Origin of the sequence: Streptomyces sp. NL15-2K (assembly GCF_030551255.1) — a bacterium.
In the GTDB taxonomy this organism is placed as follows: domain Bacteria; phylum Actinomycetota; class Actinomycetes; order Streptomycetales; family Streptomycetaceae; genus Streptomyces.
The window spans coordinates 11,757,163-11,783,415 of the sequence record NZ_CP130630.1 but is presented as its reverse complement, the minus strand read 5'-3'; the positions used below and the strand labels follow the sequence as shown (position 1 = coordinate 11,783,415).

22 protein-coding genes and 1 pseudogene are annotated in these 26,253 nt (G+C 71.3%); 14 read left to right on the top strand and 9 right to left on the bottom strand.

Annotated elements, in window-relative coordinates; genetic code table 11:
- Window positions 1–4 precede the first annotated feature (4 nt).
- The 8 genes and pseudogenes from Q4V64_RS51605 to Q4V64_RS51570 form a co-directional block, all read right to left on the bottom strand.
- Window positions 5–2,245, bottom strand: coding sequence for a serine/threonine-protein kinase (locus tag Q4V64_RS51605; protein WP_303715149.1), 2,241 nt, complete (start codon window positions 2,243–2,245; stop codon window positions 5–7).
- Between the two features lie 60 nt (window positions 2,246–2,305).
- On the bottom strand, window positions 2,306–3,154 hold the full coding sequence (locus Q4V64_RS51600; RefSeq protein ID WP_124445192.1) for an oxygenase MpaB family protein: 849 nt from the start codon (window positions 3,152–3,154) through the stop codon (window positions 2,306–2,308).
- Window positions 3,155–3,269: 115 nt separating this feature from the next.
- Window positions 3,270–5,642 (bottom strand): tetratricopeptide repeat protein, encoded by a 2,373-nt coding sequence (locus Q4V64_RS51595; protein ID WP_124445191.1) that lies wholly within the window; start codon window positions 5,640–5,642, stop codon window positions 3,270–3,272.
- Entirely contained in the window at window positions 5,599–7,206 is a 1,608-nt protein-coding gene (locus Q4V64_RS51590; RefSeq protein ID WP_124445190.1) for an ATP-binding protein, read from the bottom strand. The genes Q4V64_RS51595 and Q4V64_RS51590 overlap by 44 nt, the downstream gene beginning before the upstream one ends.
- Window positions 7,207–7,285: 79 nt before the next feature.
- Window positions 7,286–7,780 (bottom strand): hypothetical protein, encoded by a 495-nt coding sequence (locus Q4V64_RS51585; RefSeq protein WP_124445189.1) that lies wholly within the window; start codon window positions 7,778–7,780, stop codon window positions 7,286–7,288.
- Between the two features lie 187 nt (window positions 7,781–7,967).
- The gene (locus Q4V64_RS51580; protein WP_124445188.1) at window positions 7,968–8,672 is read right to left on the bottom strand and encodes a phenylalanine--tRNA ligase beta subunit-related protein; all 705 of its coding nucleotides are present in this window, start codon (window positions 8,670–8,672) and stop codon (window positions 7,968–7,970) included.
- A 316-nt stretch (window positions 8,673–8,988) separates the two neighbouring features.
- A pseudogene (locus Q4V64_RS51575) lies at window positions 8,989–9,558 on the bottom strand (FMN-binding negative transcriptional regulator); the annotation flags it as partial.
- Between the two features lie 38 nt (window positions 9,559–9,596).
- Window positions 9,597–10,433 carry a DMT family transporter gene (locus Q4V64_RS51570; protein ID WP_124445187.1) on the bottom strand — a complete coding sequence of 279 codons (837 nt, stop codon included), beginning with the start codon at window positions 10,431–10,433 and terminating at the stop codon, window positions 9,597–9,599.
- 116 nt (window positions 10,434–10,549) lie between these two features.
- On the opposite strand from Q4V64_RS51570, the gene Q4V64_RS51565 reads away from it, so the two are divergent.
- The 14 genes from Q4V64_RS51565 to Q4V64_RS51500 all read left to right on the top strand — a co-directional run bounded on the left by Q4V64_RS51565 (window position 10,550) and on the right by Q4V64_RS51500 (window position 25,000).
- Window positions 10,550–11,134, top strand: coding sequence for an XRE family transcriptional regulator (locus Q4V64_RS51565; RefSeq protein ID WP_124445186.1), 585 nt, complete (start codon window positions 10,550–10,552; stop codon window positions 11,132–11,134).
- Between the two features lie 271 nt (window positions 11,135–11,405).
- Window positions 11,406–12,020: a TetR/AcrR family transcriptional regulator gene (locus Q4V64_RS51560; RefSeq protein WP_124445185.1), complete on the top strand. Its 615-nt coding sequence runs from the start codon at window positions 11,406–11,408 to the stop codon at window positions 12,018–12,020.
- Between the two features lie 139 nt (window positions 12,021–12,159).
- A complete protein-coding gene (locus tag Q4V64_RS51555) occupies window positions 12,160–13,326 on the top strand; it encodes an acyl-CoA dehydrogenase family protein (protein ID WP_124445184.1) in 1,167 nt (388 codons plus the stop codon).
- On the top strand, window positions 13,326–14,102 hold the full coding sequence (locus Q4V64_RS51550) for an SDR family NAD(P)-dependent oxidoreductase (protein ID WP_124445183.1): 777 nt from the start codon (window positions 13,326–13,328) through the stop codon (window positions 14,100–14,102). Before Q4V64_RS51555 ends, Q4V64_RS51550 begins: the two co-directional genes overlap by 1 nt.
- A gap of 70 nt (window positions 14,103–14,172) precedes the next feature.
- Window positions 14,173–14,982 carry an FCD domain-containing protein gene (locus Q4V64_RS51545; protein ID WP_124445182.1) on the top strand — a complete coding sequence of 270 codons (810 nt, stop codon included), beginning with the start codon at window positions 14,173–14,175 and terminating at the stop codon, window positions 14,980–14,982.
- Between the two features lie 140 nt (window positions 14,983–15,122).
- A complete protein-coding gene (locus Q4V64_RS51540; protein WP_124445181.1) occupies window positions 15,123–15,929 on the top strand; it encodes an enoyl-CoA hydratase/isomerase family protein in 807 nt (268 codons plus the stop codon).
- A 3-nt stretch (window positions 15,930–15,932) separates the two neighbouring features.
- A complete protein-coding gene (locus tag Q4V64_RS51535) occupies window positions 15,933–16,934 on the top strand; it encodes an acyl-CoA dehydrogenase family protein (protein ID WP_124445180.1) in 1,002 nt (333 codons plus the stop codon).
- Window positions 16,931–18,082 (top strand): acyl-CoA dehydrogenase family protein, encoded by a 1,152-nt coding sequence (locus Q4V64_RS51530; RefSeq protein WP_253267472.1) that lies wholly within the window; start codon window positions 16,931–16,933, stop codon window positions 18,080–18,082. The genes Q4V64_RS51535 and Q4V64_RS51530 overlap by 4 nt, the downstream gene beginning before the upstream one ends.
- Window positions 18,083–18,138: 56 nt before the next feature.
- The gene (locus Q4V64_RS51525; protein ID WP_124445179.1) at window positions 18,139–19,722 is read left to right on the top strand and encodes a FadD3 family acyl-CoA ligase; all 1,584 of its coding nucleotides are present in this window, start codon (window positions 18,139–18,141) and stop codon (window positions 19,720–19,722) included.
- On the top strand, window positions 19,719–21,062 hold the full coding sequence (locus tag Q4V64_RS51520; protein WP_124445178.1) for a CaiB/BaiF CoA-transferase family protein: 1,344 nt from the start codon (window positions 19,719–19,721) through the stop codon (window positions 21,060–21,062). Before Q4V64_RS51525 ends, Q4V64_RS51520 begins: the two co-directional genes overlap by 4 nt.
- Window positions 21,059–21,901 (top strand): enoyl-CoA hydratase-related protein, encoded by an 843-nt coding sequence (locus Q4V64_RS51515; RefSeq protein WP_124445177.1) that lies wholly within the window; start codon window positions 21,059–21,061, stop codon window positions 21,899–21,901. Before Q4V64_RS51520 ends, Q4V64_RS51515 begins: the two co-directional genes overlap by 4 nt.
- Window positions 21,894–23,048: a thiolase family protein gene (locus tag Q4V64_RS51510; RefSeq protein WP_124445176.1), complete on the top strand. Its 1,155-nt coding sequence runs from the start codon at window positions 21,894–21,896 to the stop codon at window positions 23,046–23,048. Before Q4V64_RS51515 ends, Q4V64_RS51510 begins: the two co-directional genes overlap by 8 nt.
- A 15-nt stretch (window positions 23,049–23,063) precedes the next feature.
- Window positions 23,064–24,212, top strand: a complete 1,149-nt coding sequence (locus Q4V64_RS51505; protein ID WP_124445175.1) for an acyl-CoA dehydrogenase family protein — start codon at window positions 23,064–23,066, stop codon at window positions 24,210–24,212.
- Between the two features lie 11 nt (window positions 24,213–24,223).
- Complete coding sequence (locus Q4V64_RS51500) at window positions 24,224–25,000, top strand: SDR family oxidoreductase (protein ID WP_124445174.1); 777 nt, start codon at window positions 24,224–24,226, stop codon at window positions 24,998–25,000.
- Here Q4V64_RS51500 and Q4V64_RS51495 read toward each other — a convergent pair.
- Complete coding sequence (locus tag Q4V64_RS51495) at window positions 24,988–26,244, bottom strand: amidohydrolase family protein (RefSeq protein WP_124445173.1); 1,257 nt, start codon at window positions 26,242–26,244, stop codon at window positions 24,988–24,990. The two genes, Q4V64_RS51500 and Q4V64_RS51495, sit on opposite strands and share 13 nt — an antisense overlap.
- Between the last annotated feature and the right edge of the window lie 9 nt (window positions 26,245–26,253).

Below are 26,253 nucleotides of genomic sequence, written 5' to 3'. Positions count from 1 at the left end.
ACTACTAGGGGCCGCCCGAGGTCCGCTGCTGCCGCAGGACGGCCACCCGGCGGTAGAGCTCCACGGCCTCGGCGCCCCGCCCGAGCTGTTCCAGGCAGTGGGCCTCGTCGTTGCGGCTGGCGAGGGTGTCGGGGTGGGCGGCGCCGAGGACGCGCTCGCGGGCGTCGGCCACCCGGCGGTACTCGGCGAGCGCGTCCGCCCAGCGGCCGAGCCAGCCGAGACCCACGGCCACCTCGCGGTGGCTGACCAGGGTGTCGGGGTGGTCGGGGCCGAGGACGCGCTCGCGGATCGCGCACACGTCGCGGGACTCGGCGAGGGCCTCCTCCCAGCGGCCGAGGCGGCCGAGGTTGACGCCGAGGCCGTGGCGGGCGCGGAGGGTCTCCGGGTGGGTGGGGCCGTGGACGCGGGTGCGGTCGTCGATGAGGTCGCGGTACAGCTGGAGCGCCTCCGCGCTGCGGCCGAGCCGGCCTAGGCTGATGCCGACCTCGTAGCGGGCGGCGAGGGTGTCGGCGTGGTCGGGGCCGAGGGCCTGGGCGCGGGCCTCGGCGACCTCGCGGTAGGTCTGCAGGGCCTCCTGCCAGCGGCCCAACTGTCCCAGGGCGTAGGCGACCTCGTAGCGGGTGACCAGGGTGTCGGGGTGGTGCGGGCCGAGGACCCGGGCGCGGGCGGCCGCCACATCGCAGGCCATGCGGTAGGAGTCCTCCAGGCGGCCGAGTCTGCTGAGGTTGAAGGCGAGGTTGTGCCGGCAGCGCAGGGTGTCGGGATGGTCGGCGCCCATGGTGCGCTCGCGTGCCGCGAGCACCGAGTTGTACACCTGGTGGGCGTCGAAGTGGCGGCCCAGCTGGCCCAGCACGTAGGCCATTTCCTGGCGGGCGGCGAGGGTGTCGGGGTGGTCCGGGCCGAGCGCGATGCTCCTGGATCGGGCGACGTGCTTGTACTCGCGCAGGGCGTCGGCGGCGCGGCCGGTGCGGCTGTAGGTGAAGGCGACCTCGTAGCGGCTGGCGAGGGTGTCGGGGTGGTCGGGGCCGAGGAGGTACTCGCGTTCGGCGGCGACCGCGCGGTGCACCTCGCCGGCCTCAGCCCAGCGGCCCAGCCGTCCGAGGCTGAGTCCCGCGTTGTGCCGTCCGGCCAGCGCGGTGACCGCCTCCGGGGAGGGGGTGGGCGGCCCGTCCGCCACGGGTTCCTCGGGCCGGCCGGTCACCGGCCGCGGGATCCACTCGCCGGTGAGTCCGGCTCCGGCGTCCGGGGGTGTGGTGCCGAGGCGGGCGCCGGTGGCCTTGTGGCCGGTGGTCATGCCGCGGGTCCAGGACGGCAGGCGGGCCTCGCGGGACGGCGCCGGCTCCAGCGGACGGAGTTCCGGCTGCGGGGTCACGACGGTCGGCACGTACGTCGGCGTGAGGCGGCCCTCGCCGATCCGGCGGCCCAGCTCGCGGGCATCGTGCGGACGTTCCTCGGGCCGCTTGGCCAGCAGGTCGAGGATGACCTGCTCCAGGTACTCGGGCAGGTCGGCGCGGTGGCTGCGCGGCGGGCGGGGAGGCGTGTCGCGGTGGCCGACGAGGATGGCCCAGGCATCGTCGAGGTCGAAGGGCGGTGCCCCGGTGGCGATCTCGTACAGCACGCAGCCCAGCGAGTACAGGTCGCTGCGCTGGTCGACCTCGGTGCCGCTGATCTGCTCCGGCGACATGTAGTGCGGGGTGCCCATGGCGATGCCGGTGCCGGTCAGCCGGGAGGTGAAGCCGATGTCGTGGCCGAGGCGCGCTATGCCGAAGTCGCAGATCTTCACCGTGCCGTCGGTGAGGCGGACGATGTTCGCGGGTTTCAGGTCGCGGTGCACGATGCCCTGGCGGTGGGTGTACGCGAGGGCGGCGGCGACCTGGTCGGCGATGTCGACGACGTCAGGGACGGGCAGCGGGTGCTGTTTGTTGTCCTCCAGGAGCTGGCTGAGGTTGCGGCCCTCCAGAAGCTCCATGACGAGGTAGAGGACGCCGTCGGACTCGCCGAAGTCGTGGACGACGGTCACTCCGCGGTGCTGGAGGGCGGCGGCCACCCGGGCCTCGCGCCGGAAGCGTTCCCTCAGGACGCGGGTGAAGGACTGGTCGTGGTGCGTACCGAGCGGCTTGAGGCACTTCACGGCGACCTGCCGGCCCAGCGACTCGTCGCGCGCCCGCCACACCTCGCCCATGCCACCGCGCCCGATCAGATCGAGCAGCCGGTACCGGCCCTGGATCAGCCTGCTGTCCCCCATCTCCTGCGACCGCCCCCGTCGTCACCGCCCCGCCCTCCCTGGCTGGTCCAGTATGGCGAGCTATGGTCCGAGTTTGTACGGTGCCGGGCGGGAGCCCGGGCCGAGGCGGGCCATGGCGCGCAGGATGTGTTTGGGCGGGAGCTGCCAGCGCAGACGTGCGGGAACGCAGCGCAACAGGGTGCCCGTGGCGCGCAACTGGCGGGTGACGGTGGTGGGTTCGGGGGCCGGTCGGCCGTACAGCTCGTGGGCGTACGGTGGCAGGGCGGCGTACGCCAGATGTGCCACGCGCCGCCACAGCACCTCGCGCGCCGGGATGAGGAGCGGGTGCGTCGGAGGACGGAGCAGGAAGTCGTCCACCATGCGTGCCTCTTCTCCGGCGGCGAGTTCCGGCCGGATCTTCTCGAAGTAGGCGTTCATCTCGGACTGATCGCTGGGTACGGCGTCGGGGTCGAGGCCCACCAGGCGGGCGCTGACGCGGTGTTCGCCGATGTAGCGGTCGGCCTGGGCGTCGGTGAGCGGAAAGCCGGAGCGGCGGGCGACCTGCAGATAGGAGTCGATCTCGGCACAGTGCACCCACAGCAGCAGTTCGGGTTCGTCGACGCCGTAGCGCTCGCCGGTGTCGGGGTCGGTCGCCGACAGCCTGCTGTGGATCTTGCGGACCCGGGCGCCGGCCTTCTCGGCGGCCTCGGTCGTGCCGTAGGTCGTGGTGCCGACGAAGGTGGCCGTGCGCATGAGCCGGCCCCAGGCGTCGTTCCGGAAGTCGGAGTTCTGCGTGACGCCGCGCACGGCGCGCGGGTGCAGTGCCTGGAGGTAGAGCGCACGGACTCCCGCGACCCACATGATCGGGTCGCCGTGCATCTGCCAGGTCACCGAATCCGGTCCGAACAGCCCCGGGTCGGCCTCGCTCATCGCGGTCCACCTCCGCCTGCGTCCGTATGGCCACAATGCCATGACCGCACGGCTGTTCGACACCCCGTTCCGCCTCTGATGTCCGGTGGTTCGGATTTCACCGACCCAGCAGAAATCACCCGTGGGTGAACCCCGTCGACGGGATGTCCAAGCGGTTGATGACAGCGCGGGCCTCGGTCGTGCGGCCCAGTTGTTCGAGGGCGGCGGCACGGGTCATTTGGATCGCCTGGTACAAGGGGCCGTAGTCCAGGGAGCGTTCGGCGGACAGGGCGGCGTACATGTCCGCCGCCTCGCTCGCGGCCCGCAGTGCCCGGTCCGGATCGCGGCCGTTCATGACCAGCACGGCCGCCAGGACGTGCAGGGCTTGGGCCCGCTGGAGCGCGTACATCTGTTCGCCGGGTCCGGTGTGGCGGTCGAAGAGGTCGACCGCCTGTTTGGCGGCCACGAAGGCGGCGTCCACCTGGCCCAGCTGTGCGTGCGCGCCGGCGAGTCCGATCAGGGAGATCGCCAGCTCCGGCTCTACGGCCTGGGGGTTCTCGTGGGCCAGGCGGCCGCGCAGCCGCACCGCTTCCATGAACGAGGCCATGGCCTCCGGCCACCGGCCGAGGGCCGAGAGGCGTGCCCCCTGGTCCGTGAGGCTTGCGGCCAGGTCGCCCTCGTGTGCCTCGGGGAGTTCGCGGGCCAGGCGGCGCCGGATCTCGACGGCTTCCGAGACCCTGGCCAGGCCTTCCCGCTGTTCGCCGGTGTTGCCCAGGGCGTTGCCGAGATCGGCCAGTGCCTGGGCGAGGTCGGGTTCACGGGCGGCCGGGTCGGCGGCGGCCAGCCGGCGCAGGAGCCGTACCGCTTCGGTCGTGCACCGGACGGCTTTCGGGGCGCTGCCGGTCTCCAGGTGCAGGGCGCCCAGGTGGGTGAGGCTGGTGGCGAGGCCCGCTTCGTGGACCGCCGGGTTCTCCCGGGCCAGCTCTCGCCAGAGTTCCACGGCCTCTTCACCCGCGTCGACGGCCTGCGTCCACTGGCCGAGGGCCGTGCGGCGCAGGCACAGGTTGGTGAGCGACTGGGCGAGGTCCGCGCGATGGGCCGCCCGGGCCTGGAGAGGGAGGGCGCGCGCGACGGCCACGCTCTCCTCCGTCGCGGCGAGCGCCTCCTCGTACCGCCCGGCCGCCGCCTGGACCACACCCAGGTTCGCCAGGGAGGCGGCGAGATCGACGCTGTGTCGGGACGGATTGTCGCGGGCGAGGACGCGCCACAGGCCGACGGCCTCCTCAGCCGCCATCCGCGCGTCGTCCCGCCGGCCGCTCGCCATGAAGGCGCTGCCGGCGTTGATCAGGACGGTGGCGAGTCCTGAGGCGTTGGCCGGGAGGGCCTGCCTGCCGAGGCGGCGTGCGATGTCCACCGCCTCGCGTACGGCGGTCACCGCCTTGTGCCGCTCTCCGACCGCCAGGTAGGTGGCGCTGGCGTTGCACAAGTTCGTCATGAGGTCGGCCTCGTAGGCGGCCGGGTCGGCTCCGGCCAGCCGCCTCAGGACGGTCTCGGCCTCCTGGACCGCGGCCAGGGCTGCCGCCGGCCGTCCCGTCTGCGCCAGTCGGTTGCCGAGGTCGGTCAGCTTCCGGGCCAGTCCGGCTTCGTGGGCGGCGGGATTGGCCCGGGCCAGCCGACGTCCGATCTCCACGGCCTCCTCGCTGACGGCCACCGCTTGCGACGACTGCCCGGACTCGGCCAGGGCGTTCGCCAGGTTGGCGAGGTTCCTGGCCAGTTCGGCCTCGTGAGCCAACGGGTTGGCCCTGGCCAGCCGACGTCCGGTCTCCACAGCCTCCTCGGCGGCGGCGACGGCCTGCGTCCACCGGCCCGCGTCGGCGAGGTGGGTGGAGAGGTTGGACAGCGCCGCCGCCAGGTCGGACTCGTACTCGGGCTTGTCGAGGTCGGCGAGGAGCCGCCGGTACGCCACGGCCTGCTCGGCCGCGTCCAGCGCCGCGTCGGGGCGGCCGGCCTCCGCCGCGTGGACGGCGATGTTGACCAGCGAGTCCGACAGCTCCTTGCCGTAGACCACCGGGTCAGCCTGCGCGAGACGCAGCCGGATCTTCGCCGCCTCCGATTCGGCGGTCCATCCCTCAGCTGTGCGGCCCTGTGCCAACAGGCAGGACCCCAGTCCGGACAGGGCCAGCGCCAGGTCCGGCCCGTGGCGGTCTGGATCGGCGGCGGCCAGGCGGCGCCAGATCTCCACGGCCTGTTCCAGCGCCGACAGCGCCTCTTCGCTGCGGCCGTCCGCGTCGAAGGCGAGACCGAGGTCGTACAGGGCGCCCGCGTAGCGGGGCTGCTGCTCGGCATCGACCACCATCCGCAGGCTGAACATCACGGACACCAGGGAGCCGATCGCCTCCGCGTGCAGCCCTGCGTGGGACTGCCGGGTGGCCAACGCGTGGTAGAGAGCGGCGTCTTCGGCGACGTCATGGGTGGCGGCGAGCCGGTGCGGCAGGAGCGCCTCCGCCACGGCGGCCGCTCCCAGGTCGAGGTCGGGGTGCCGTCCGGGGGGGCAGGAGGGCGTCGATGGCCTCCAGGACGTCCGGCGCCATGTCCGGGATGGCGGCGAGCGCCGAGAGGGCGCCGCTTCCCGCGTCCACGGCCAGCCGGGGGTCGTCCCGCAGCAGCGGGAAGAGATGCTCCGGTCCGAGGTGCGGCCACCGCTGCGCGGCGAAGGCCAGCGCGGTGACGGCCCGCGTGGCCCATGCGGCTTCTCCGTCCTCTTCGCCGCGGGACAGCAGCGCCTCGACCGCGGGCCTCGACCAGCCGCCGGCCGGGTAGTCCGCTCGGTGACCGGGCAGGGTCAGGGCGAGGAAGTCCTCGGCGAGCCGGTCGGGGTGCAGCGGTTCCAGCACGGTGTTCCGGGCTTGGCCGGCCGGCGGGTAGCAGTGGGCGTGGTCGCCGAGCATCCGCTCCGGGGTCGGGGCGGCGAGGGGGTGGGCGCCCGACGGCTGAAGTGGTGCCGCCGGTAAGCGGTCCGTGAGGATGGCCTGTCCGGTCTCTCCGGGCACGGGCCCGGAGAGGGAGGCCGCGAACACGATGCGGTTCATCTGACGGGGCGGCGTGGCGAACGTACGGGCAGTGGGGTCGAGTTCGTGGGTGGCATCGCCGTACATCCGCTCCCAGTACAGATGTTCGCGGTCCAGGAGGTAGATCGTGAGCCCGTCCATGTCGCTCGGTGGGCGGCGGCCGAGAACATGGGCGTCGACGGCCACGAGGGCGGCCATGTGCACGGCCAGGGTGAGCGCGAAGTCGGGGTGGTCCAGGCGCCCCGGCGGGCCCACGCCGGACGCGGAGACGCCGTAGCGGGAGGCGAAGCCGTCCCGTGCGCTGGTGAACATCTCCCATCGGGCTCGGGGCTCGCCCTCGCCGGTCCCCATGCCCCCGCCCGCGGCCGTCGGGTCTCCCGGCAACGGGTCCAGGGCGTGGGACGACGTACCGGCCTGGTGGTTGGCGAGCACCCCGCGGACGGCGGGCCAGGCGTCCGGGGTGCGTGCCAGCATCAGCACACGGGTACGGACGGCGGGCTGGTGCAGCAGGGCGTTGCTGAGCAACCAGGCGAGGTGGGCCAGCGGCCACCGGTCGGCATAGTCGAGCACGAGAAGGATTCCGGCGGCACCGTCCAGGCTCATGTCCTGACTGCCGGGCGGTGGAAGTACGCTGCCCGGGCCATGGGTGCAGGTGACCACCTTCCAGCCCGCCGTGAGCAGCTCGCGCGCGAACTCGTCGGCCAGACGGCTCTTCCCTTGGCCGCCCGGTCCGTGCAGCCATCTGGCCGCCAGCCGCGGACCTCGGGACGACCAGGCACGCAGGTCGGCCAGTTCGTCGGTCCGTCCGGTGAAGTCCACCACGGCGAAACGGGCGTTGAGCATCCGGCTGGGCAGCTCCCGCAGCCACTGCGGGTCGGGCGTCGGTGCCGGGCGCCAGTTCTCCAGTACGTACAGGGGTACGCCGTCCCCCAAGACGTGAATGTCCGCGCCGACCGTGCCGTACGCGAAGCCGTCGACGGCCTGCACGACCTGCTGCTCGCTCACCGAATCCCCATATTTGGTAGTTCAGAGGTCGATGTCCATCCTCGCACGTCGATACGCCGCGGGCCTGGGTGTTCCGCGATCAGGGCCCTTCTGGGTCCTCGGTGTCCGCCACGCCCGGCGCTGGACCGGCGGGGCTCACCGGCGGTGCGGCGGGCGGCTGTTGGTAGTGGTAGACGTTGCCGCGCTGCGCCGCGTAGACCGTGCTGCCGTCGCGCGCGACGTTGGTCTGCGTCCAGTTCTGCCGGCTCTGCGGCAGTGCGGCGCGCACCTCGGTGATCAGCGTGCGCAACTCGTCCGCCACCTCGGGGTGGTCGCGCAACAACGCCTGGAAGTGCAGCTGCCAGACGGGAACGAGAGCCTGGCGGGCCTGCTCCACGGCGTCCGCTTCTGCGGCCTGCGCCACGAGCAGGGCACCGCCCTCCAGTTGGCCGTCGATGGCTGCCTGGGTGGCGCCTTCGCGGCGGAACAACCGGTTGACTCCGGCGCGAGTGGCTTGCCAGGCATCGGTCGCCATGGCGGCTACCACCGTGGTCGCCCCCGTCAGTGCGAGAGCCGTCAGCACCGGCTCGGGCACGGCTGCCTCCTTCCGTCGGCTGAGCGTTCAGCTGGCCGGCACCCCTGGTGGAGTATCGGCGGCAGCACACTATCGCTCCGACGCCCGACGGCCCACGCGGAATGAGTCGAGGGCGCCCGCACACCACCGCCCGCGCAGCCGCACGCCGGGGGCACGGGCGGAGTGGAGCCAACGGCGAGGTCTCCTCTCAGATGGCCTGGGGTTGCGCCCGGCTGAGGTAGTGCACGGCGGTCTGTTCGGCGTGCGGGGCGAGCAGGCCCTGCAACTCGTGGGCTGCGGCCTTGAGAAGGTCGCCGTCGCGGGTGGCGTGGAGGGTTTCGAGGACGAAGGCGACGTGTGTGGAGTCCTCGCTGACGCGGGTGCGGTGGGCGTCGCGGTGGTTCCAGTGGCGGGTCAGGACGCCGGTGGTGTCCGCGTAGATGATCTCGCCGGGTTTGGGGTTCTCGACGGTGTCGGGTTCACCGAGCGGGGTGAAGGACTCGGTGCCGTCCGCGTATCGGATGTCGACGTCTCCGGTGACGTGGTCCAGGTCGAAGGCGCCGGCGGGCAGACCGTGGTGGACGGAGACGGCGTTGTAGGAGTCGACGGCCGGGTTGATACGCGGCAACGTCCCCTTCTTCGCGAGGCGGCGGCCGAGGGCGTCGACGCTGGGGCGGATGCGGCGGGGGTTCGTGCCGAAGGAGCGGTAGGCGGTGTGCCATGCCTCGATGCGGGGGTCGGTCTCGTCGGCGGGCTGCCAGGTGCCGTCGGCGAGCTGTTGCTCCAGTTCCTCCAGGGCGGTGGCGGTGTGGGGCCAGGGTTCGTGGCCGCGCAGGCCGGTCGCGGTGACCAGGGCGATGAGGGTGTCGGGGAAGGCGTCTGCGACGGCGGGGCTGAGGCGGAAGGCGGGCATGGGTGGGTTCCGTTTCCTGCGTGCGTGCGGGCGGGGGTCAGGGCTTCCAGGGGCCGATGCGGTCCAGGCGGCGGAGCTGCTGGCGTGCGGTGGGCACGGCTAGGGGGTGTTTTGAAAGCCCCGTGCGGTGCCCGCGGTGTCCGGTGCGTGCCCTCGGCGTGCCGGACGAAGGCCCTCGATGGGGGTCCCCCCGCTCGAGCGAAGCCGAGAGTGGGGGAGGAGCTACTTGGGCCTTTGGCCGGTGCGGCGAGGGTGCGTGCCGGGCGCCGCGGGTGCTGTGCGGGGCTTTCAAAACACCCCCTAGGTCCCGGCCGCGTGCGGTGAGGTGGTCGGCGACGGCGGTGCGGTGCTCGACGGGCTTGTGGTCGTCGTATTTGACCTTGGCCAGTACTTCGGTGACTTCCAGGCGCAGGCCGCGGATGCCGGGCAGCATCCGGCCGTAGGGCGGCTGGTCGACGGCGACGGGGGCATGGTCGCCGTCGGGCTGGAAGTGGACGAGCTGGCTGCGCAGCAGGTCGGCCTTGGCCTCGGGGTCGTCGACGATATGGGCGCGACAGATGAACTGGACGGCCGTGTAGTAGCTGGTCGGGACGCCGTCGGTGGGCGGGGTTCCGGCAGCGGCGCGCCAGGGTCCCGGGACGAACGCGTAGTCGCCGATGACCGTGAAGACGACGTTCGGCTCTTGCTCGATCGCCTTCCAGACCGGGTTGGGCCGGGCGAGGTGGATCAGGAGGTGGTTTCCGTCGCAGGTGAAATGGGTGGGGCCAACGGTCGGCGGGTGGCCGGGCGGGCCGTTGACGCTCAGCTGTCCGAAGTCGTGGCCGTCGGCGATCCAGGTCTGCCACTCGGCTTCGTCCAGGCCCGCGTCCCATGGTTGAACCAGCATGCTGTTCTCCTTGTCCGGTGGGGTCGGGTGGCCGCGGCTCAGGTCAGGGCGAGGACGCTGACAGCGACGGCGGCGGTGCCCAGGCCGACGAGTTGGCCGCGGTGGATGCGTTCGGCGAGCACGCCGCGGGCGAGCAGGACCGTGCCGGCCGGGTAGAGGGCGGTGATCACGGCGACGACGGTGAGGTCCCCGCTGCGGGCGGCGAGCAGGAACAGCAGGTTCGCCACGGAGTCCAGCACACCCGCGGCCGCCGACATCGCGTAGGCGGGCCGCTCGGGGCCCAGTCTGCGGTGCATCAGCCCGGCCGCGGTCAGGGTGACGGCAGAGGAGACCGCCCGGCCGATGATCAGCGGAGCCACCCCGCTGTCGGACGGCGCCTGGTGCAGAAAGACCAGCTGAAGGGCGATGGCGGCGCCCGCGCCGAAGGCCAGCAGCAGCGCCGTACGTGAGGGGCGCGCCGAATCGGCGCCGTGTCCCGCGCTGACCAGCACCACCGCCACCAGAGCGAGCGGCAGACCGACCAGTCCGGCGGCGGCCAGGTGCTCGCCCTGGAGCAGGCCCACTCCGACGGGCAGCGCGGCGGACACCAGCGCGGTCACGGGCGAGAGCACGTTCATCGGGCCCATTGCCAGGGTGCGGTAGAGCAGGGCGAACGCGGCCGCGGAGGCGACCCCGGATGCGGCACCCCAGCCGAGGGCGCCGGTGCTGAACGAGGCGCCGAGCACTGGCCACAGCAGCAGTTCGACAGCGAGACTGGCCGGGGCCGCGATCATCACGGTACGCAGCACATGAGCCTTACGGGCGCCAAGTCCGCCGAGGAAATCGGCGCACCCATAAGCGAGCGAGCTGCCCAGGGCCAGCAGCAGAGCGATCACAGCACATCCCTTACTATCCATTGGAACGACCGAACCGTACAACAGAACGACCCGGATGCGTCAACCAAACGACCGGACGGTGCATTAAAATGGTCCACCAGTGAGGATGTGATCAGATGGCCGAGACAACCGCAGCTCTGCGGACGGTCGCGCACAACGTCCGGGCAGCCCGCGTCCGCGCGGGTCTGTCCCTGGAGGAACTGAGCCGGCGCGCCCAGGTCAGCAAGGGTGCCCTCGTGGGACTGGAGAAGGCCCAGGGCAACCCCAACCTGGCCACCCTCGTCCGGCTGGCCGACACGCTCGGCATTTCGGTGTCCGCCCTGATGCAGGGACCGCCCGAAGGCCGCGTCCGCGTCGTGGCCTCCGACGCCGTCGCTCCACTGTGGACCGGAGAACAGGGCAGCGAGGCCCGGCTCATGCTGACGACCTCAGGCCCAGCTCCTGTCGAAGTCTGGCGCTGGCAACTGGAACCGGAGGAGGAATACCCCAGCCACCCGCACCAGGCCGGAGTCGTGGAAACCGTCAGCGTCACCTCAGGCCGGATGATCCTGGTCGTCGACGGCACCGAGCACACCCTCGAACCCGGCCAGACCGCCACCTTCGACGGCGACACTCCTCACACCTACCGCGGCTCGGGCACCGATACCTGCCACCTGATCATGACGGTCCACCTGCCACCCAGCCCCGCTTCCACAACCTGACCGCCGGAGAGGCCGCGTGGGCGGCGTCGCCGACGAGCGGCACCGTCCCGAGCACTCGGATGGTCCGGTCGGCATCTCGGTGGCGTTGGCGCCCGCGCCAGGGGCGGCTCCGTTCCCCGCGCGCTCAGCGATCGCGCCGGCTCTTTCCATATGGTTGATTTTCGCTTGAACGTCAGGGCATCGCGAATCCCAACCATGTGGTAAGTTTTTACGCCTCAACTGCTGCGCAGGACCGTCCCGGACCGGCTTCGTCGAGGAGAGTGAGCGCACCGTGGGTCAGGCAAAAGCGCGCGGGCCGTACGCCAAGACACCGGCCCGCAGAGCGGAGATCGTACGGGCGGCACGCGACAGTTTCGCCGAGAACGGCTACGCCAAAGCCTCCCTGCGCGACATCGCGGACCGGGCCGGCATCACCCACGCCGGTCTCCTGCACCACTTCCGCAACAAGGACGAACTCCTCGCCGAGGTCCTCGCCGAACGCGACGCCGAGGAATGGCAGCAGGGTGTGACACAGGTCGACAGCCCGGACCAGCTCGCGCCCTACCTCGGCGAGCTCATCCGCCACCACCAGAAGGCGCCCGAGTTGATGCGCCTGTGGATCGAGCTCGCCGCAGCGGCCTCACGGCCGGATCATCCCGCCCACACCTACTTCGTCGAGCGCTACGAACGCGGGCGCAGCCAGTTCGCCGAGGGATTCCACGACAAGGCGGCCCGCAGCAGACTGCGCGAAGGCGTCAGCCCCGAGCACGCCGCAGTCCTCTTCCATGCCGTGCTCAACGGGCTCCAACTGCAGTGGGTACTCGACCAGGACCTCGACATCGTCGGCCCCGTCACCGACTTCGTACGCCTGCTCTTCGACCACGACCACGCCGACGCCGACGACTGAGCGGATCGTAGCGCCCGCTGATGCCGCGCGGGAGCCGCACCGCGTGCCCTGTCACAACCGGTTCGGTATGCAGTATCTTTCGGTCTGACCTTTGTCAGGTTCACCGAAGACGCAACGGCGTCGCGGAGGTGCTCGCACCGTGGACTTCCAGCTCACCGAGGACCAGGAAACGATCCGCAAGACAGTCGCAGGGCTCCTCCGCGACTTCGACGACCAGTACTGGATGCGCAAGGACCGGGACCACGCGTTCCCGGAGGAGTTCTACGCCGCCGTCGCGGGCGGCGGCTGGCTGGGGCTGACCATTCCCGAGGAGTACGGAGGCCACGGGCTCGGGATCACCGAGGCCACTCTCCTGCTCGAGGAGGTCGCTCGCTCGGGTGGCGGTATGAACGCCGCGAGCGCGATCCACCTGAACATCTTCGGCATGCACCCCGTCGTGGTGCACGGTTCCGAGGACCTCAAGCGTCGGACACTGCCGCGCGTGGCCACGGGTGATTTACAGGTGTGCTTCGGCGTCACCGAGCCGGGCGCGGGCCTCGACACCACCCGGATCACCACGTTCGCGCGCCGCGAAGGCGACCATTACGTCATCGACGGGCGCAAGGTATGGATCTCCAAGGCCGTCGAGTCGGAGAAGATCCTGCTGCTGACGCGCACCACACGGGTCGACGAGGTGGCGCGGAGGACCGACGGCATGACGCTGTTCCTCACCGACCTGGACCGCGCGCATGTCGACATCCGGCCCATCGCGAAGATGGGGCGCAACGCCGTCACCTCCAACGAGCTGTTCATCGACGCTCTGCGCGTTCCCGTCGCCGACCGGGTCGGTGAGGAGGGCGAAGGGTTTCGCTATCTGCTCGACGGGCTCAACCCGGAGCGGATGCTGATCGCCGCCGAGGCCTTGGGACTGGGCCGGGTCGCCCTGGAGCGTGCGGTGAAGTACGGCAATGAGCGGGAGGTGTTCGGGCGTCCGATCGGGATGAACCAGGGCCTGCAGTTCCCCCTCGCCGACTCGCTGGCCAGGCTCGACGCCGCCGAACTGGTGCTGCGCAAGGCGACGTGGCTCTATGACAACGGCCGGCCGTGCGGGCGTGAGGCGAACACGGCCAAGTACCTGTGCGCGGACGCCGGGTTCGACGCCGCCGACCGCGCACTGCAGACGCACGGCGGGATGGGGTACGCCGAGGAGTACGCCGTCGCGCGGTACTTCCGGGAAGCACGACTGCTCAAGATCGCACCGATCAGCCAGGAGATGGTCCTGAACTACCTGGGCTCACACACGCTGGGACTGCCGAGGAGTTACTGATGACGACGACCTACGACAGCACGCGCCTGTTCGATCTGACGGGGCGCTCCGCGCTGGTCACCGGGGCGGCCCAGGGTATCGGCGCCGCCGTGGCCGGGGCCTTGGCCCGCGCGGGCGCCCGCGTTCTGGTGACCGACGTCGACGGTGAGGCGGCGGTCGCCGCGGCTGAGAGGATCGCCGCGACGGGGGCGAGCGCTCAGGGTATGGCTCTCGACGTACGCGACCGGGAAGCGGCTGACACAGCCGTGGCACGCGCGGCGCAGAGGACCGGCGACACGCTGCACATCCTGGTCAACAACGCGGGTGTGACGGCACCCGCGATGTTCGACAAGCTCCCCGAGGACGACTTCACACGCCTGCTCGACATCCATGTGATGGGGACATACCGCTGCGCGCAGGCGGCGCTGGCGTTCCTCCCGGAAGACGGTACGGGGCGCATCGTGAACGTCACCTCCTCCGCGGGCATCACCGGCACCCTCGGCCAGGTCAACTACTCCGCCGCCAAGGCCGGGATCATCGGCATCACCAAGTCCCTGGCCCGCGAACTGGCGCGTCGCCAGATCCTGGTGAACGCGGTGGCTCCGCTGGCCGCGACACCGATGACGGAGACGATCCGTACGAACGAGAAGTTCGCGCCGCAGATGCTGGCGCGCATCCCCCTCGGCCGCTGGGCGACACCGGAGGAGGTCGCCGGCGTCTTCGTCTTCCTCGCGTCCGACGCCGCGTCCTTCGTCACCGGGCAAGTGCTCCCCGTGGACGGGGGTCTGGTCATGTGACCCGGGGCGAGGGCGCGTTGTTCAATGGTCCGGCCGTCACCCATGTCGTACGTACGGAAAGGCATGTCACGTGGCCTCCAAGGACAGCGCAGGGGCCCTCACGGGGCCCGCAGGGCCCTCCACCGGGCCGCGCTTCACCGCGCTCACCGTGCCGAAAGCGGCTGACGTACTGGCGGCGGACGTGCGCGAGCGCATCCTGTCCGGCGAGCTGCCCGAGGGCTCGGCCCTGCCCCCGGAACGGCAGTTGGTGGAGCAGACCGGGCTGAGCCGGGCCACCGTGCGCGAGGCGCTGCGCATCCTGGAAGTGGAGAAGTTGCTGCGCATTCGGCCCGGTCGAGGCGGCGGCGCGTTCGTGCACCGCCCCGACCGCGAGTCGCTGGCCAGTACCGTCCAGTTGGTGATCCGGGGGCAGCGGATCCGGCTCGACGCGCTGCACGAGACGCGGGAGGCGGTGGAGCCCGCGTGCGCCGCGCTCGCCGCCTCCCGTCGCACCGAGCTGGATCTGGCCGAACTGGACTCGACGCACTCGGAGTTGGTCGACGCGGGAGCCGCCGGGGATGTCCCACGGTTTCTGCGGGCCAATGTCCGGTGGCACACCATCGTGGCGCGAGCCTCCGGGAACGAACTGCTGATCGGCTTCATGAGCGCCCTGTCCCGCTCGATCTACTCGGCCACGGACATCGAGGACTTCCTGGACGACGACATCCGTCGGGACACGGCCCGCGCCCACGCGCGGGTCGCACAGGCCATCCGCGAGCGCGACGGAGCCGGGGCCAAGCGTCGCATGGAGAGGCATGTGTGCGCCTTCGCCCGGGCGGCGTCCCGCGTCGACCGCCGGGAGCGGCTCGAGCTCGACGACACCGACATGGCAGGCGAATAGAATCTCAACCTTCATTTTCGAGAATAACATTCTCGTAGATCGGTAAGAGCATTGACACCTCTTCGGCCTGACCTTTAGCGTGAGCGGCGCGGGTCGCAGCCGCTCTGTGACCCTCGCGTGCCTTCCTACGAGGAGGTTCCATGGGTGGCGAGGAAAGCCCCGTCCTGACTGTTTCCGCCGACGGAGACGTACGCATCGTCACGCTCTGCCGGCCGGAGCAACTCAACGGCGTGTCCGCGGAGTTGCACCGGCGCCTCGCCGAGGTCTGGGACGAGATCGCGGCGGACGAGCAGGCAAGGGCCGTGGTGCTCACGGGTGCGGGGCGCGCGTTCAGTGCGGGCGGGGACTTCGGACACCTGCTGCGCCACCACGGCGATCCGGCTCTGCGTGAGCGTTCGATCCGGCTCGACCGGGCCATCCAGACCGCGATGATCCGCTTCCCGTTGCCGGTCGTCGCGGCGGTCAACGGGCCCGCCGTGGGGCTGGGTTGTTCGCTCGCTCTGGGCTGTGACCTCGTCCTGATGGCCGACGACGCGTATCTCTGCGACCCCCACGTCTCCGTCGGGCTCGTGGCCGGAGACGGCGGGGTCACGCTGTGGCCGCTGCTCACCAGCCTGTTGCGCGCCAAGGAGTACCTCTTCACCGGGGACCGTATTCCTGCACCGCTGGCGGTGGAACTCGGGCTCGCCAACCGTGTCGTCGCCACCGCCGAACTGAGGGACCAGGCGCTCGCCCTGGCCCACCGGCTCGCGGCCCAGCCCGCACAGGCGCTGCGCGCCACCAAGGCGGCCCTCGCGGTGGTCATGGAGCAGGTGTCGCGCGGCGGCATGGAGGCGGCGCTGATGGCGGAGGAGTCCACCATGACCAGCCCCGATTACCTGCGTATCGTCACCTCGCTCGCGAACGGCGGGGCACGGAGCCGCACTTCCGGCAGTCAGGAGGTGTGAGGCATGGAGGCGGAGGAGTTCCGGCTGGTCCGGGAGGCCTTGCGCGCCTTCGCCGCCGACCATCGATGCGACACGGCGGAGGTCGGGCAGGCGGAGCGGACCACTGCCCAGAAGTCGCTCGACGGGCTCGGCCTCGGCGAACTCCGGCGGTCCACCCCACCGTTGGCCTCCGCTCAGGAGTGCGCGCTGCTCGCCGAGGAGTACGGACGGCAGCCGCTGGCCACCTCGTTCCTGGGGACCGTGCTCCTGGCCCCGGAGGTGCTGCGGCTGCTGGCGGTCACCGGGCGCCATGCACCGTACGAGAGCCGGCCCACCGTGGCCCTCACGCGTGACCTGCGCTTCACCGGCCGGTACAGCGACGCGGATCACGTGGCCTGGGACGCCGAGGGGGCCGAGAGCGCGCTGTGGATCGGAGACGACGGCACCGTGCGGGCGCTGGAACTCGGCGGTCCTGCTCCCACCACGGATCTGCTGCGCGTGGTCCGCGAGGCACATCCGGGGACCCCCGACTCCGTACTCGGGCGGCTCGTTCCCGAGCAGTTACAGGCCTGGCGGGCCTGGGCGTTGGTGATGGTGAGCAGTGAACTCGTGGGCGCCGCCGCTTCGTTCGTCGAGCAGAGCACGGCTTACGCCCGCGACCGCAGCCAGTACGGACGACCCATCGGCTCCTTCCAGGCGGTGCGGCATCTGCTCGCCGACGCCACCGTGGCCGTGGAGGCCTGCGCGAGCGCCACGCGCTACGCGGCCTGGTGTCTCGACCACGCCGCCCCCGACACCGCCCTGGCCGCCGCCCGGGTGGCCAAGGCCGAGGTCGACGTGTCCGCCGTGGAGGCCGTGTACGCGGGGATGCAGGTGTTCGGCGGCATCGCCCAGACGTGGGAACACATGGCGCACCTCTACCTGCGCAGGGTCCGGGTCGGCGCCACCGTGCTGACGGGCACCGCGGACCTGCTCACCGCCCTCGCGCTGCCGCCGTCCGGGCCTCATGTGGTGGAGGCATCGTGACCGACCATGACGTCCCGCTGGATTTCGGTGATCCCGCCGACCTGGACATGCTGCGCCGCGAGCTGCGGGCCTGGCTCACGGAGCACCCGCTCCCGCGCCGGCGGAACGGCGAACCCATGGCCGAGTTCCTGCACCGGTGGCACCGGCAGCTCCACTCGGGCGGCTGGGTCGGTCTCGATGTCCCCGAGCGCTACGGCGGCCGCGGCCTCACCGCGCTCCACCAGGTGGCGGTCAGTGACGAACTCGGCGCATGCCGCGCGCCCGGCGTGCCCAGGATCGGCTATCTCGCCCACGCGCTGCTGGAGTTCTGCTCGGAGGACCAGCGAGCCCGGCTGCTGCCCCGCATGCTGTCCGGCGACGACGTGTGGTGCCAGGGCTTCAGCGAGCCCGGCGCGGGATCGGACCTGGCGGGCATGAGCACGTATGCGCGGCGGAGCCCGGACGGCGGACACTATCTCATCAACGGCCAGAAGCTGTGGACGAGTTACGCCCAGTACTCCGACTACTGTCTCCTCCTCGCCCGCACCGACCGTGCCGCGCCCGCGCACTCCTCGATCACGGCGTTCGCCCTGCCGCTGAACCGAGCCGGCGTGACCGTGCGGCCGCTCCGCGCGGCCAATGGGGACGACGAGTTCTGCGAGCTGTTCCTCGACGACGTCCGAGTGGCCGTGGACGAGCGCATCGGCGCGGAGGGCGATGGCTGGCCGCTGGCCATGACCACCGTCAACTACGAGCGCAACGCCCTCGACACCGGCCATCTGTCCAAGTACGGGCTGCTGTTGGAGCGGCTGCGCCGACAACTGCGCGAGCACCCTGACGCGTTGCCGGACGGGCTGGTGTCAGCCGTCGGGCGGTGTGTCGTCGACTACCAGGTGCTCGTCGCGCACACACGCCGCCGCACGGCCGAACGCCTCGCCGGGCGGCCCGCGGGCCCCGAGTCGTCGGTCGACAAGCTGCTGATGACGCGTGCCGAGCAGCGGCTGTACGAGACGGCGCTCGCGGTCCTGCCGGAGGAGCTCCACCGGGACGGCGGGGCGGTGTACGGCGAATACCTCTACTCCCGGGCCGCGTCGGTGTACGGCGGCACGTCGCAGATCCAGCGCAACATCATCGCCAAGCGTCTCCTGCACCTGCCGTCGGCGTCCTGAGCCGCCGCCTCCGCACGCCCGTCGAGATGTGAGCAGCGCCCGAACGGAGCCCGTCATTGCGATACGACCAGGAATACCTCAGCATCCCGAACGCCATACGGCGCGCGGCCGAGCGCTTCGACGACGCACCGGCCGTCGTCGACGGCAAGGTCCGCTGGAGCTTCGGCGAGTTGGAGCGGCAGATGACGCGGGCCGTCCGAGCCGCGCTCGCGCTCGGCATCGGGCCCGGCGACCGGGTGGGAATCTGCGCCCCCAACTCGGCGGAGTGGATCGCCGCCGCCCTGGGCGTGCAGGGGGCGGGCGGCATCGTCGTCCCGCTCAACACGCGCTTCAAGGCCGCCGAACTCGCGTACATCCTGCGGAAGTCAGGTGCGAAGGCCCTGTTCGCATCGCCGTTCCTCGGCACGGACTACGTCGCTGAACTGCGCAAGCACGATCCGGAGTTGCCCGCCCTTCGCACGAGCGTCTCGATCCTGGGACCCCGTGGCGAGGCCGATCTGGCGTGGCCGGACTTCCTGGCCCACGGTGCGGCCGTCACCGAAGGCGCGGCGCACGCATCGATCGACAGGGTGACGCCGCAGGACGTGTCCGACGTGATGTTCACTTCCGGGACCACGGGCCATCCCAAGGGGGTGATCCTCACCCACGAGCAGTCGTTGCGCGCGTACGGCTGGATGGCTCGGGAGTACACCTTCCGCCCGTCGGACACCTTCCTCGTCATCCCGCCGTTCTTCCACTGCTTCGGCTACAAAGCGGGCTGGCTGGCGTCCTTCCTGCATGGGGTGACCGTCATTCCCATGCCGGTCTTCGACGCGGGCCGGGCCCTGGAGATCATCGACCGGGAGAAGGTCAGCATCCTGCTCGGACCGCCCACCATCTTCCAGGACCTGATCGATCTGCCGAGCCGCTCCCACTACGACACCTCGTCGCTGCGCGTGTCCATGACCGGTGGGACCACGATCCCGGAGCAGCTCATCCACGCCATGAAGGACGAGTTGTCGTTCGACATCGTGATGAGCGCGTACGGACTGACCGAGTCGACGGCCCTGGCGACCACCACCCGGCTCGGCGACGGGCCCGAGACCGTGGCCCGCACCACCGGCCGCCCGGTTCCCGACGTGGAGGTTCGCATCGTCGACGGCCAGGAACGCGTCCTGCCTCCCGGGGAGGCGGGCGAGATCCAGGTGCATGGCTACAACGTCACCCGCGGCTACTGGGAAGAACCAGAGGCCACGGCCGCCGCGATCAGTGCGGACGGCTGGCTGCGCACCGGCGATGTAGGAGTGCTCGACGCCGACGGCAACCTGTCGGTCGTCGACCGCAAGAAGGACATGTACATCGTCGGCGGGTTCAACGCCTACCCGGCGGAGATCGAACGACTGCTCCTGGGCTGTCCGTCGGTCGCCGAGGCCGCAGTGATCGGCGTGCCCGAAGAACGGCTCGGCGAGGTCGGCTGCGCCTACGTGGTCCCGCGGCCGGATCAACAGGCCTCCGAGGCGGACATCGTCGCCTGGTCTCGCGCGAACATGGCCAACTTCAAGGTGCCGCGCCACGTCCGCATCGTCGACGAGCTGCCGCGCAACGCGAGCCGCAAGGTGCTCAAGGACGAGCTGCGGGCGTGGTTCAGGGAGGGCGTGTGACGGCGGAAGGACCCTTGGCCGGTGTCACCGTGGTCGCGGTGGAGCAGGCCGTCTCGGCCCCGTTGTGCACGCGGGCGCTCGGCGATCTCGGTGCCCGGATCATCAAGGTGGAGGGACCGGACGGCGGCGACTTCACCCGCCACTACGACGACGTGGTGCACGGCCTCGCCGCCCACTTCGTGTGGGTGAACCGGGGCAAGGAGTCGGTCGTCCTCGATCTGAAGTCCCCGCAGGGGATGAACGTCCTCCACCGGCTGCTCGACCGGGCGGACGTGTTCGTATCGAACCTCGCACCCGGGTCCGCCGCCAAAATCGGCATCACGGCCGACGACCTGGCGGCACGTCACCCCGACCTCATCACCATGGAGATCGACGGTTACGGGCCCGGTGGACCGCTCTCCCACAAACGCGCCTACGACATGCTCGTCCAGGCCGAGGCGGGCGCGTGCGCCATCACGGGCCTGCCGGGCGCACCGGCCAAGCCCGGGCCGCCGATGGCGGACGTGTGCACCGGCCTGTACGCGGCGTTGACGATCACGGCGCTCCTTGCCGAGCGGGGGCGGACCGGCCGGGGGCGCTCCCCCGGCCCGACCTCCGTCTCCGCCTCCGCCTCCGCCTCCGCCTCCGCCTCAGCCTCAGCCTCAGCCTCAGCCTCAGCCTCAGCCTCAGCCTCAGCCTCAGCCTCAGTGAGCATGTTCGACACGGTGACGGAGCTGATGGGCTACGCGCTCACGTACACCCGGCACACCGGCATCGACCAGAAGCCCGTCGGCATGGGTTCGCCTGCCGTGGCGCCGTACGGGGCGTACCTCACCGCCGACGGTCACACGGTGGTGCTCGGCACCACGAACGACCGCGAGTGGCAGCGCTACGCCCGTGATCTCCTCGGCCGGCCGGACCTGGCGGACGACGACCGACTGTCCACGACGGCCGGCCGGGTCGCCGAACGGGAGTGGCTGGACGGAGAGATCGCGCGGTGGTGTGCGGAGCGGACGCTCGGCGTCATCCAGGCGGCCGCCGACGCGGCCGGCATCGGAAACGCGAAGCTCAACAAGCCCAGCGAGGTCCTGGCCCATCCCCAGCTGGCCGCCCGCGACCGCTGGCGCGAGATCGGCACGCCGGGCGGGCCCAGTCCGGCGCTGCTGCCGCCTCCCGTGCTGCGAGGACGTGTCGCGCCCATGGGAGATGTGCCTGCCCTGGGTGAGCACACCGAGGCGTTGTTGCACGAACTCGGCTTCACCGAGGACGAGTTGACCTCTCCCGATACATCAGTAGGTGTGCGGGCCGCGACTGCCGCTGCCCCGGACGTTTCCGCGCCGGCCGGAAGCGAGCAACGATGAGCGACAACGAGGTTCTCCTCTCCCACGACGACGGACAAGGTGTGCGCACCCTCGTCCTCAATCGGCCGCACCGCAGGAACGCGCTCGACGACAGGCTGTGGCGGGCCCTGCGGGACGCGCTCACGAAGGCGGGCGAGGACCGTGACGTACGTGCCCTCGTCATCACAGGTGCGGGCGGCGCGTTCTGCTCCGGGGCCGACATCTCCGGTGGCCCGCGTGCCGAACACCCGGCGTATCGCATGCGCACCCTGAGCGAGGTGGCCCTGCTCCTGCACGAACTTCCCGTGCCGACCGTCGCCAAGGTCACCGGTGTGGCGGTCGGCGCGGGGTGGAATCTCGCGCTGGGCTGCGATCTGGTGGTGGCCACGCCGACGGCCACGTTCTCGCAGATCTTCGCGCGGCGCGGACTCTCGCTCGACCTGGGCGGCTCCTGGCTGCTGCCCAGGCTCGTAGGGCTGCAGCAGGCCAAGCGTCTCGCTCTGCTCGCCGAGACCCTCGACGCCGAACAGGCCAGGGCGTTGCATCTGGTGACCTGGGTGGTGCCCGACGCGGAGGTCGACGCCTTCACGGACGACCTGTGCGCCCGCCTCGTCGGCGGCCCGCCCGTGGCCCTGGCCCAGAGCAAGGCACTGCTCAACGAGGGAGCGGATCGCACACTGCGGGACGCACTCGCGAACGAGGCCCGCGCTCAGGCCGTCAACTTCGCCACGAGCGACGCGGCCGAGGCGTACGCGGCCTTCGCGCAAGGGCGCGACGCCCACTTCACCGGCACCTGGGCGGTGCCCGTGAACACCCTGTCCGGCCCCGCCACCGAGGAGACAGCGAACAGTGATGCGTGAAGCCGTCATCGTGGAAGCGGTCCGCACCCCCGTCGGCAAACGGAACGGCGCCCTGGCCGGGATGCACCCCGGCGACCTGTCGGCCCATGTGCTCAACGCCCTCGTCGCACGCACCGGCATCGACCCGGCCGCCGTGGAGGACGTGGTGTGGGGTTGCGTGTCGCAGGTCGGCGACCAGTCGGGGAACATCGGGCGGTACGCGCTTCTTGCCGCCGGGTGGCCGGAGTCCGTTCCGGCGACGACGGTGAACCGGGCGTGCGGTTCGAGCCAGCAGGCCCTCGACTTCGCCGCTCAGGCCGTGCTGTCGGGCCAGTACGAGATGGTGGTGGCGGGCGGAGTGGAAACGATGAGCCGGGTACCGCTCGGCGCGGCGAGGACGGGCGGTGTTCCGTACGCACCCAGTGTCCTGGCCCGCTACGACAACTTCTCGTTCAATCAAGGAGTCTCCGCCGAGAAGATCGCGCAGAAGTGGGGATTCTCGCGGACCCGACTCGACGCGTTCGCCTCTCTGTCGCACGAGTTGGCGGCAGCGGCTCAGGACTCGGGGGCGTTCGACACTCAGCTCGCCCCCGTGGGCGCGGACGGCTCGAAGACGCCCGCGCTGCGGACCGACGAGGGTGTACGGCGGGGCACCAGCCCCCAGACGCTCGCGGGCCTCAAGCCCGTCTTCCAGGAGGACGGCGTCATCCATGCCGGCAACTCCTCCCAGATCTCCGACGGCGCGGCGGCCCTCCTGGTCACCACCCCGCAGAAGACCCGCGAGCTCGGGCTGACCCCGCTGGTCCGCTACCGTGCCGGCGCGGTCGCCGGAGCCGACCCGGTACTGATGCTGACCGGCCCGATCCCCGCGACCGAGAAGGTGCTGCGCAAGGCCGGACTCACGCTCGACGACATCGGGGTCTACGAGGTCAACGAGGCTTTCGCGTCCGTGCCGTTGGCGTGGCTCGCGGAGACCGGCGCCGATCCGGCCCGGATGAATCCGCTCGGCGGCGCGATCGCACTCGGCCATCCGCTGGGCGCCTCCGGAGCCGTCCTGATGACCCGGATGATCCACCACATGCGGGCCCGCGAGATCCGTTACGGCCTGCAGACCATGTGCGAGGGCGGCGGCACGGCCAACGCCACCGTCGTCGAACTCGTCCACTGAACCAGGGGAATCAGGGTGCGCCGCGACCTCTTCACCGCCGACCACGAGTCCTTCCGCCGCCTCGTACGCGACTTCGTCGCGCGTGAGGTCGTCCCGCACTACGAGGAGTGGGAGCGGGCCGGGCAACTGCCCCGAGGCGTCTTCGAGCGACTCGGGGAGCTGGGTGTCATGGGCCTCGCGCTCCCCGAGGAGCACGGAGGCGCGGGCGTCGACGACTACCGGTACAACGTGATCCTGCAGGAGGAGGCCGCCCGCGCTCTGGTCACCCTCGGCACGGTCCGCACCCAACTCGACGTCATCCTGCCGTACTTCTTGACGTACGCGAACAAGGAGCAGCGCGCCCGCTGGTTCCCCGGCCTCGCCGCCGGCAAGCTCCTGACCGCCATCGCCATGACCGAGCCCGGCACGGGGTCCGACCTGGCCGGTATCCGGACGACGGCTGTACGGGACGGCGACCACTACGTCCTGAGCGGCGCCAAGACGTTCATCACCGGCGGACTCCTGGCCGACCTGGTGATCGTCGTGGCCCGTACCGCGTCCGTTCCGGACAACCGCAGGGCGGGCCTGACGTTGCTCGTCGTCGAGGACGGCATGCCCGGTTTCAGCCGTGGCCGCGAGCTCGACAAGATCGGCATCAGGGTCCAGGACACCGTCGAGCTCGCCTTCGACGACGTGCGGGTCCCGGTGGCCAACCGGCTCGGCGAGGAGGGTGAGGCGTTCTCCTACCTCGGCCGCAATCTCCCGCAGGAGCGGATGACCGTCGCCGTCGGATCGGTCGCGCAGACCCGGGCGGCACTCGAGACGACCCTCGCGTACGTCAAGGACCGCACGGTGTTCGGCAGCTCCGTGGCGTCGTTCCAGAACACCAAGTTCGAACTGGCCGCGGTCGCCACGGAGATCGAGGCCGCGCAGACGATGCTCGACCGCGCGGTCCTGGAGCTGGTCGAGGGGAGGCTCTCGGGCGCGGACGCGGCGAAGGTCAAGCTGTTCTGCACCGAGACGCAGGGCCGCTGCGTGGACCGGTGCCTTCAGCTCTTCGGCGGCTACGGCTACATACGGGAGTACCCGATCGCCCGGTTGTACGCCGACGCGCGCATCACCCGGATCTACGCGGGGACCAGCGAGGTCATGAAGGTCATCGTCGCCAAGTCACTTGGCCTGTGAGGGAGTTGCCGTTGTCCGGGAGAGACTTCGCCGACCGGAAGGGCGCCGCGCTGGTCGCGGGCGGAACCGGAGCCATCGGCGCGGCGATCGTACGCACCCTGGCCCGGCGCGGCAGCGCTGTGGCCTTCACGTTCCGGTCCAACGAGTCCGCCGCCCAGGACCTCATGGCCGAATTGAGGACGGAAGGCGCTCGCATCCGTCCCCTGCGCGCCGACTTGGCGGTTGAGGAGGACGCCTCCACCGCCGTCCGGGAGACCGTCTCCGACTTCGGCGGGCTGCACACGCTGGTGTACGCGGCCGGTCCACACGTACCCATGGTGCACCTGAGTCAGGTGGCGCCGGGCCGCTACCGGGAGCAGCTGCACACCGACGCCCTGGCGTTCTACAACCTCGTGCATCCGTCGCTCACCGCGCTGCGGGAGCGTGGTGGGAACGCCGTCGCGGTGACGACGGCCGCCACCCGCCGTTACCCGGTGCGCGATGGCCTGTCCGCCGGCACGAAGGGTGCGGTGGAGGCCGTTGTACGGGCGCTGGCCGCCGAGGAGGGGCGGTACGGCGTGCGGTTCAACTGTGTGGGGCCCGGGATGCTCACGGACGGGATCGCGGCCCGCCTGATCGACAGCGGGGAACTGGACGCGGACGCGCTCGCCGTGACGCGTCGCAACATCCCGCTGCGCCGGTTCGGCTGCGCGCAGGACATCGCCGAGGCCGTTGCCTTCCTGGCGTCCGACCGGGCCGGTTTCATCACCGGCCAGCACCTCGCGGTCGACGGGGGCTACAGCGTCTGACCGGCCACGAGTGTGGCGCGTACGGCATCGGCGGTCAGGTCGTCGAGGGCGGCACTCAGCGGCAGGTGGAGCAGGCACAGGTCCGCCGGTGCGCCGGGCGCCACGGTCCGTCGCGGGCCGCCCGGAGCCAGGGGCGTGCCCAGGAAGAGGCCGAGGGCCGCGCGAGGCGGGAGCGCTTCGGGGCCGGCCCGCCCAACGGCCATCCGCATCACCGCCCACGGATCCGCGGTTCCGTACGGTGCGTCGGTACCGGCGGCGACAGGGATCCCGGCGGCGACGAGCGTTCCGCAGCGGTAGAGGTGGGGCCGGTCGTCGGGGTGCACATCGGCCTCGTACGCGAGGGCGCGCTCGACCGGGAAGTGCGGCTGCGTGACCACGGTGACGCCGAGGCGCCGCAGCCACGCCAGAGATTCGACGGGGATCACGGCGCCGTGCTCGATGCGGTCGCCGGGCACGCTTCCTGCCTCGTCGAGTGCGAGCAGGGTCACGAGGAGCTGGACGCGGGTGACGCAGTGGACGGCCACGGGACGCGGCCGGGCCCGCGCGATGCGCTGCGCCAACTCGTCGGGAAGGGGCAGCGTGAGGTCGTCCAGACGGATCTTCACGGGCGCCCGACGGTCCAGGCTCATCACGGTGACCCGTTGCGGCAGGTCCCGGAGCAGCAGTTCGCGCAGGCCGTCGGCCGGGTGCGGGTCCGCGTTGGTGAAGCCGGTGACACCGCGAGCAGCTGCCCTACGGCCAACTCCGGTCAGATCCAACGGCATTGGCGGAACTGAGGCGCGCAGGCGCTCGTCCGACCGCCAGAACCGCCCGTCCCCCGTGTCGTCCAGGCCCGCGGCCCGGAGTGCGGCCCCGTTCCACACCCACAGCTCACCACTGCGGTGCTGCACGCGCACCGGCCGATCGGCCACCAGCCGGTCGAGCGTCGCACGATCCAGCTCACCGGCGACACTCCCGTGGTACCCGACCGCCCGGACCCACTCCCCCGGCGGCCCGGCCCGCAGGGCTTCGGCGAGTTGGTCGAGCCCCGTGACGTCGTCCGGGCCGACGCGCACCGAAGCCGGTTCGGCCGCCAGGGCAGCGAGGTGGACATGGTGATCGTGCAGCCCCGGCAGCAGGGCGCCGCCCCGCCCGTGGATTCCGACGCGACCACCCAGGTGTCCGCCGACCTCGGCGATACGCCCGTCCCTCACCCGTACGTCGACCCGGCCACGGCCCTCGACTTCGACGTCTTTGATCAGCACGGGAGAAGA

Bases quoted from the DNA above. Each gene is read 5' to 3' on its own strand.
- Q4V64_RS51605 (WP_303715149.1), bottom strand. From the start codon at position 2,245: ATGGGGGACAGCAGGCTGATCCAGGGCCGGTACCGGCTGCTCGATCTG.
- Q4V64_RS51600 (WP_124445192.1), bottom strand. From the start codon at position 3,154: ATGAGCGAGGCCGACCCGGGGCTGTTCGGACCGGATTCGGTGACCTGG.
- Q4V64_RS51580 (WP_124445188.1), bottom strand. From the start codon at position 8,672: ATGCCCGCCTTCCGCCTCAGCCCCGCCGTCGCAGACGCCTTCCCCGAC.
- Q4V64_RS51565 (WP_124445186.1), top strand. From the start codon at position 10,550: ATGGCCGAGACAACCGCAGCTCTGCGGACGGTCGCGCACAACGTCCGG.
- Q4V64_RS51550 (WP_124445183.1), top strand. From the start codon at position 13,326: ATGACGACGACCTACGACAGCACGCGCCTGTTCGATCTGACGGGGCGC.
- Q4V64_RS51540 (WP_124445181.1), top strand. From the start codon at position 15,123: ATGGGTGGCGAGGAAAGCCCCGTCCTGACTGTTTCCGCCGACGGAGAC.
- Q4V64_RS51535 (WP_124445180.1), top strand. From the start codon at position 15,933: ATGGAGGCGGAGGAGTTCCGGCTGGTCCGGGAGGCCTTGCGCGCCTTC.
- Q4V64_RS51515 (WP_124445177.1), top strand. From the start codon at position 21,059: ATGAGCGACAACGAGGTTCTCCTCTCCCACGACGACGGACAAGGTGTG.
- Q4V64_RS51510 (WP_124445176.1), top strand. From the start codon at position 21,894: ATGCGTGAAGCCGTCATCGTGGAAGCGGTCCGCACCCCCGTCGGCAAA.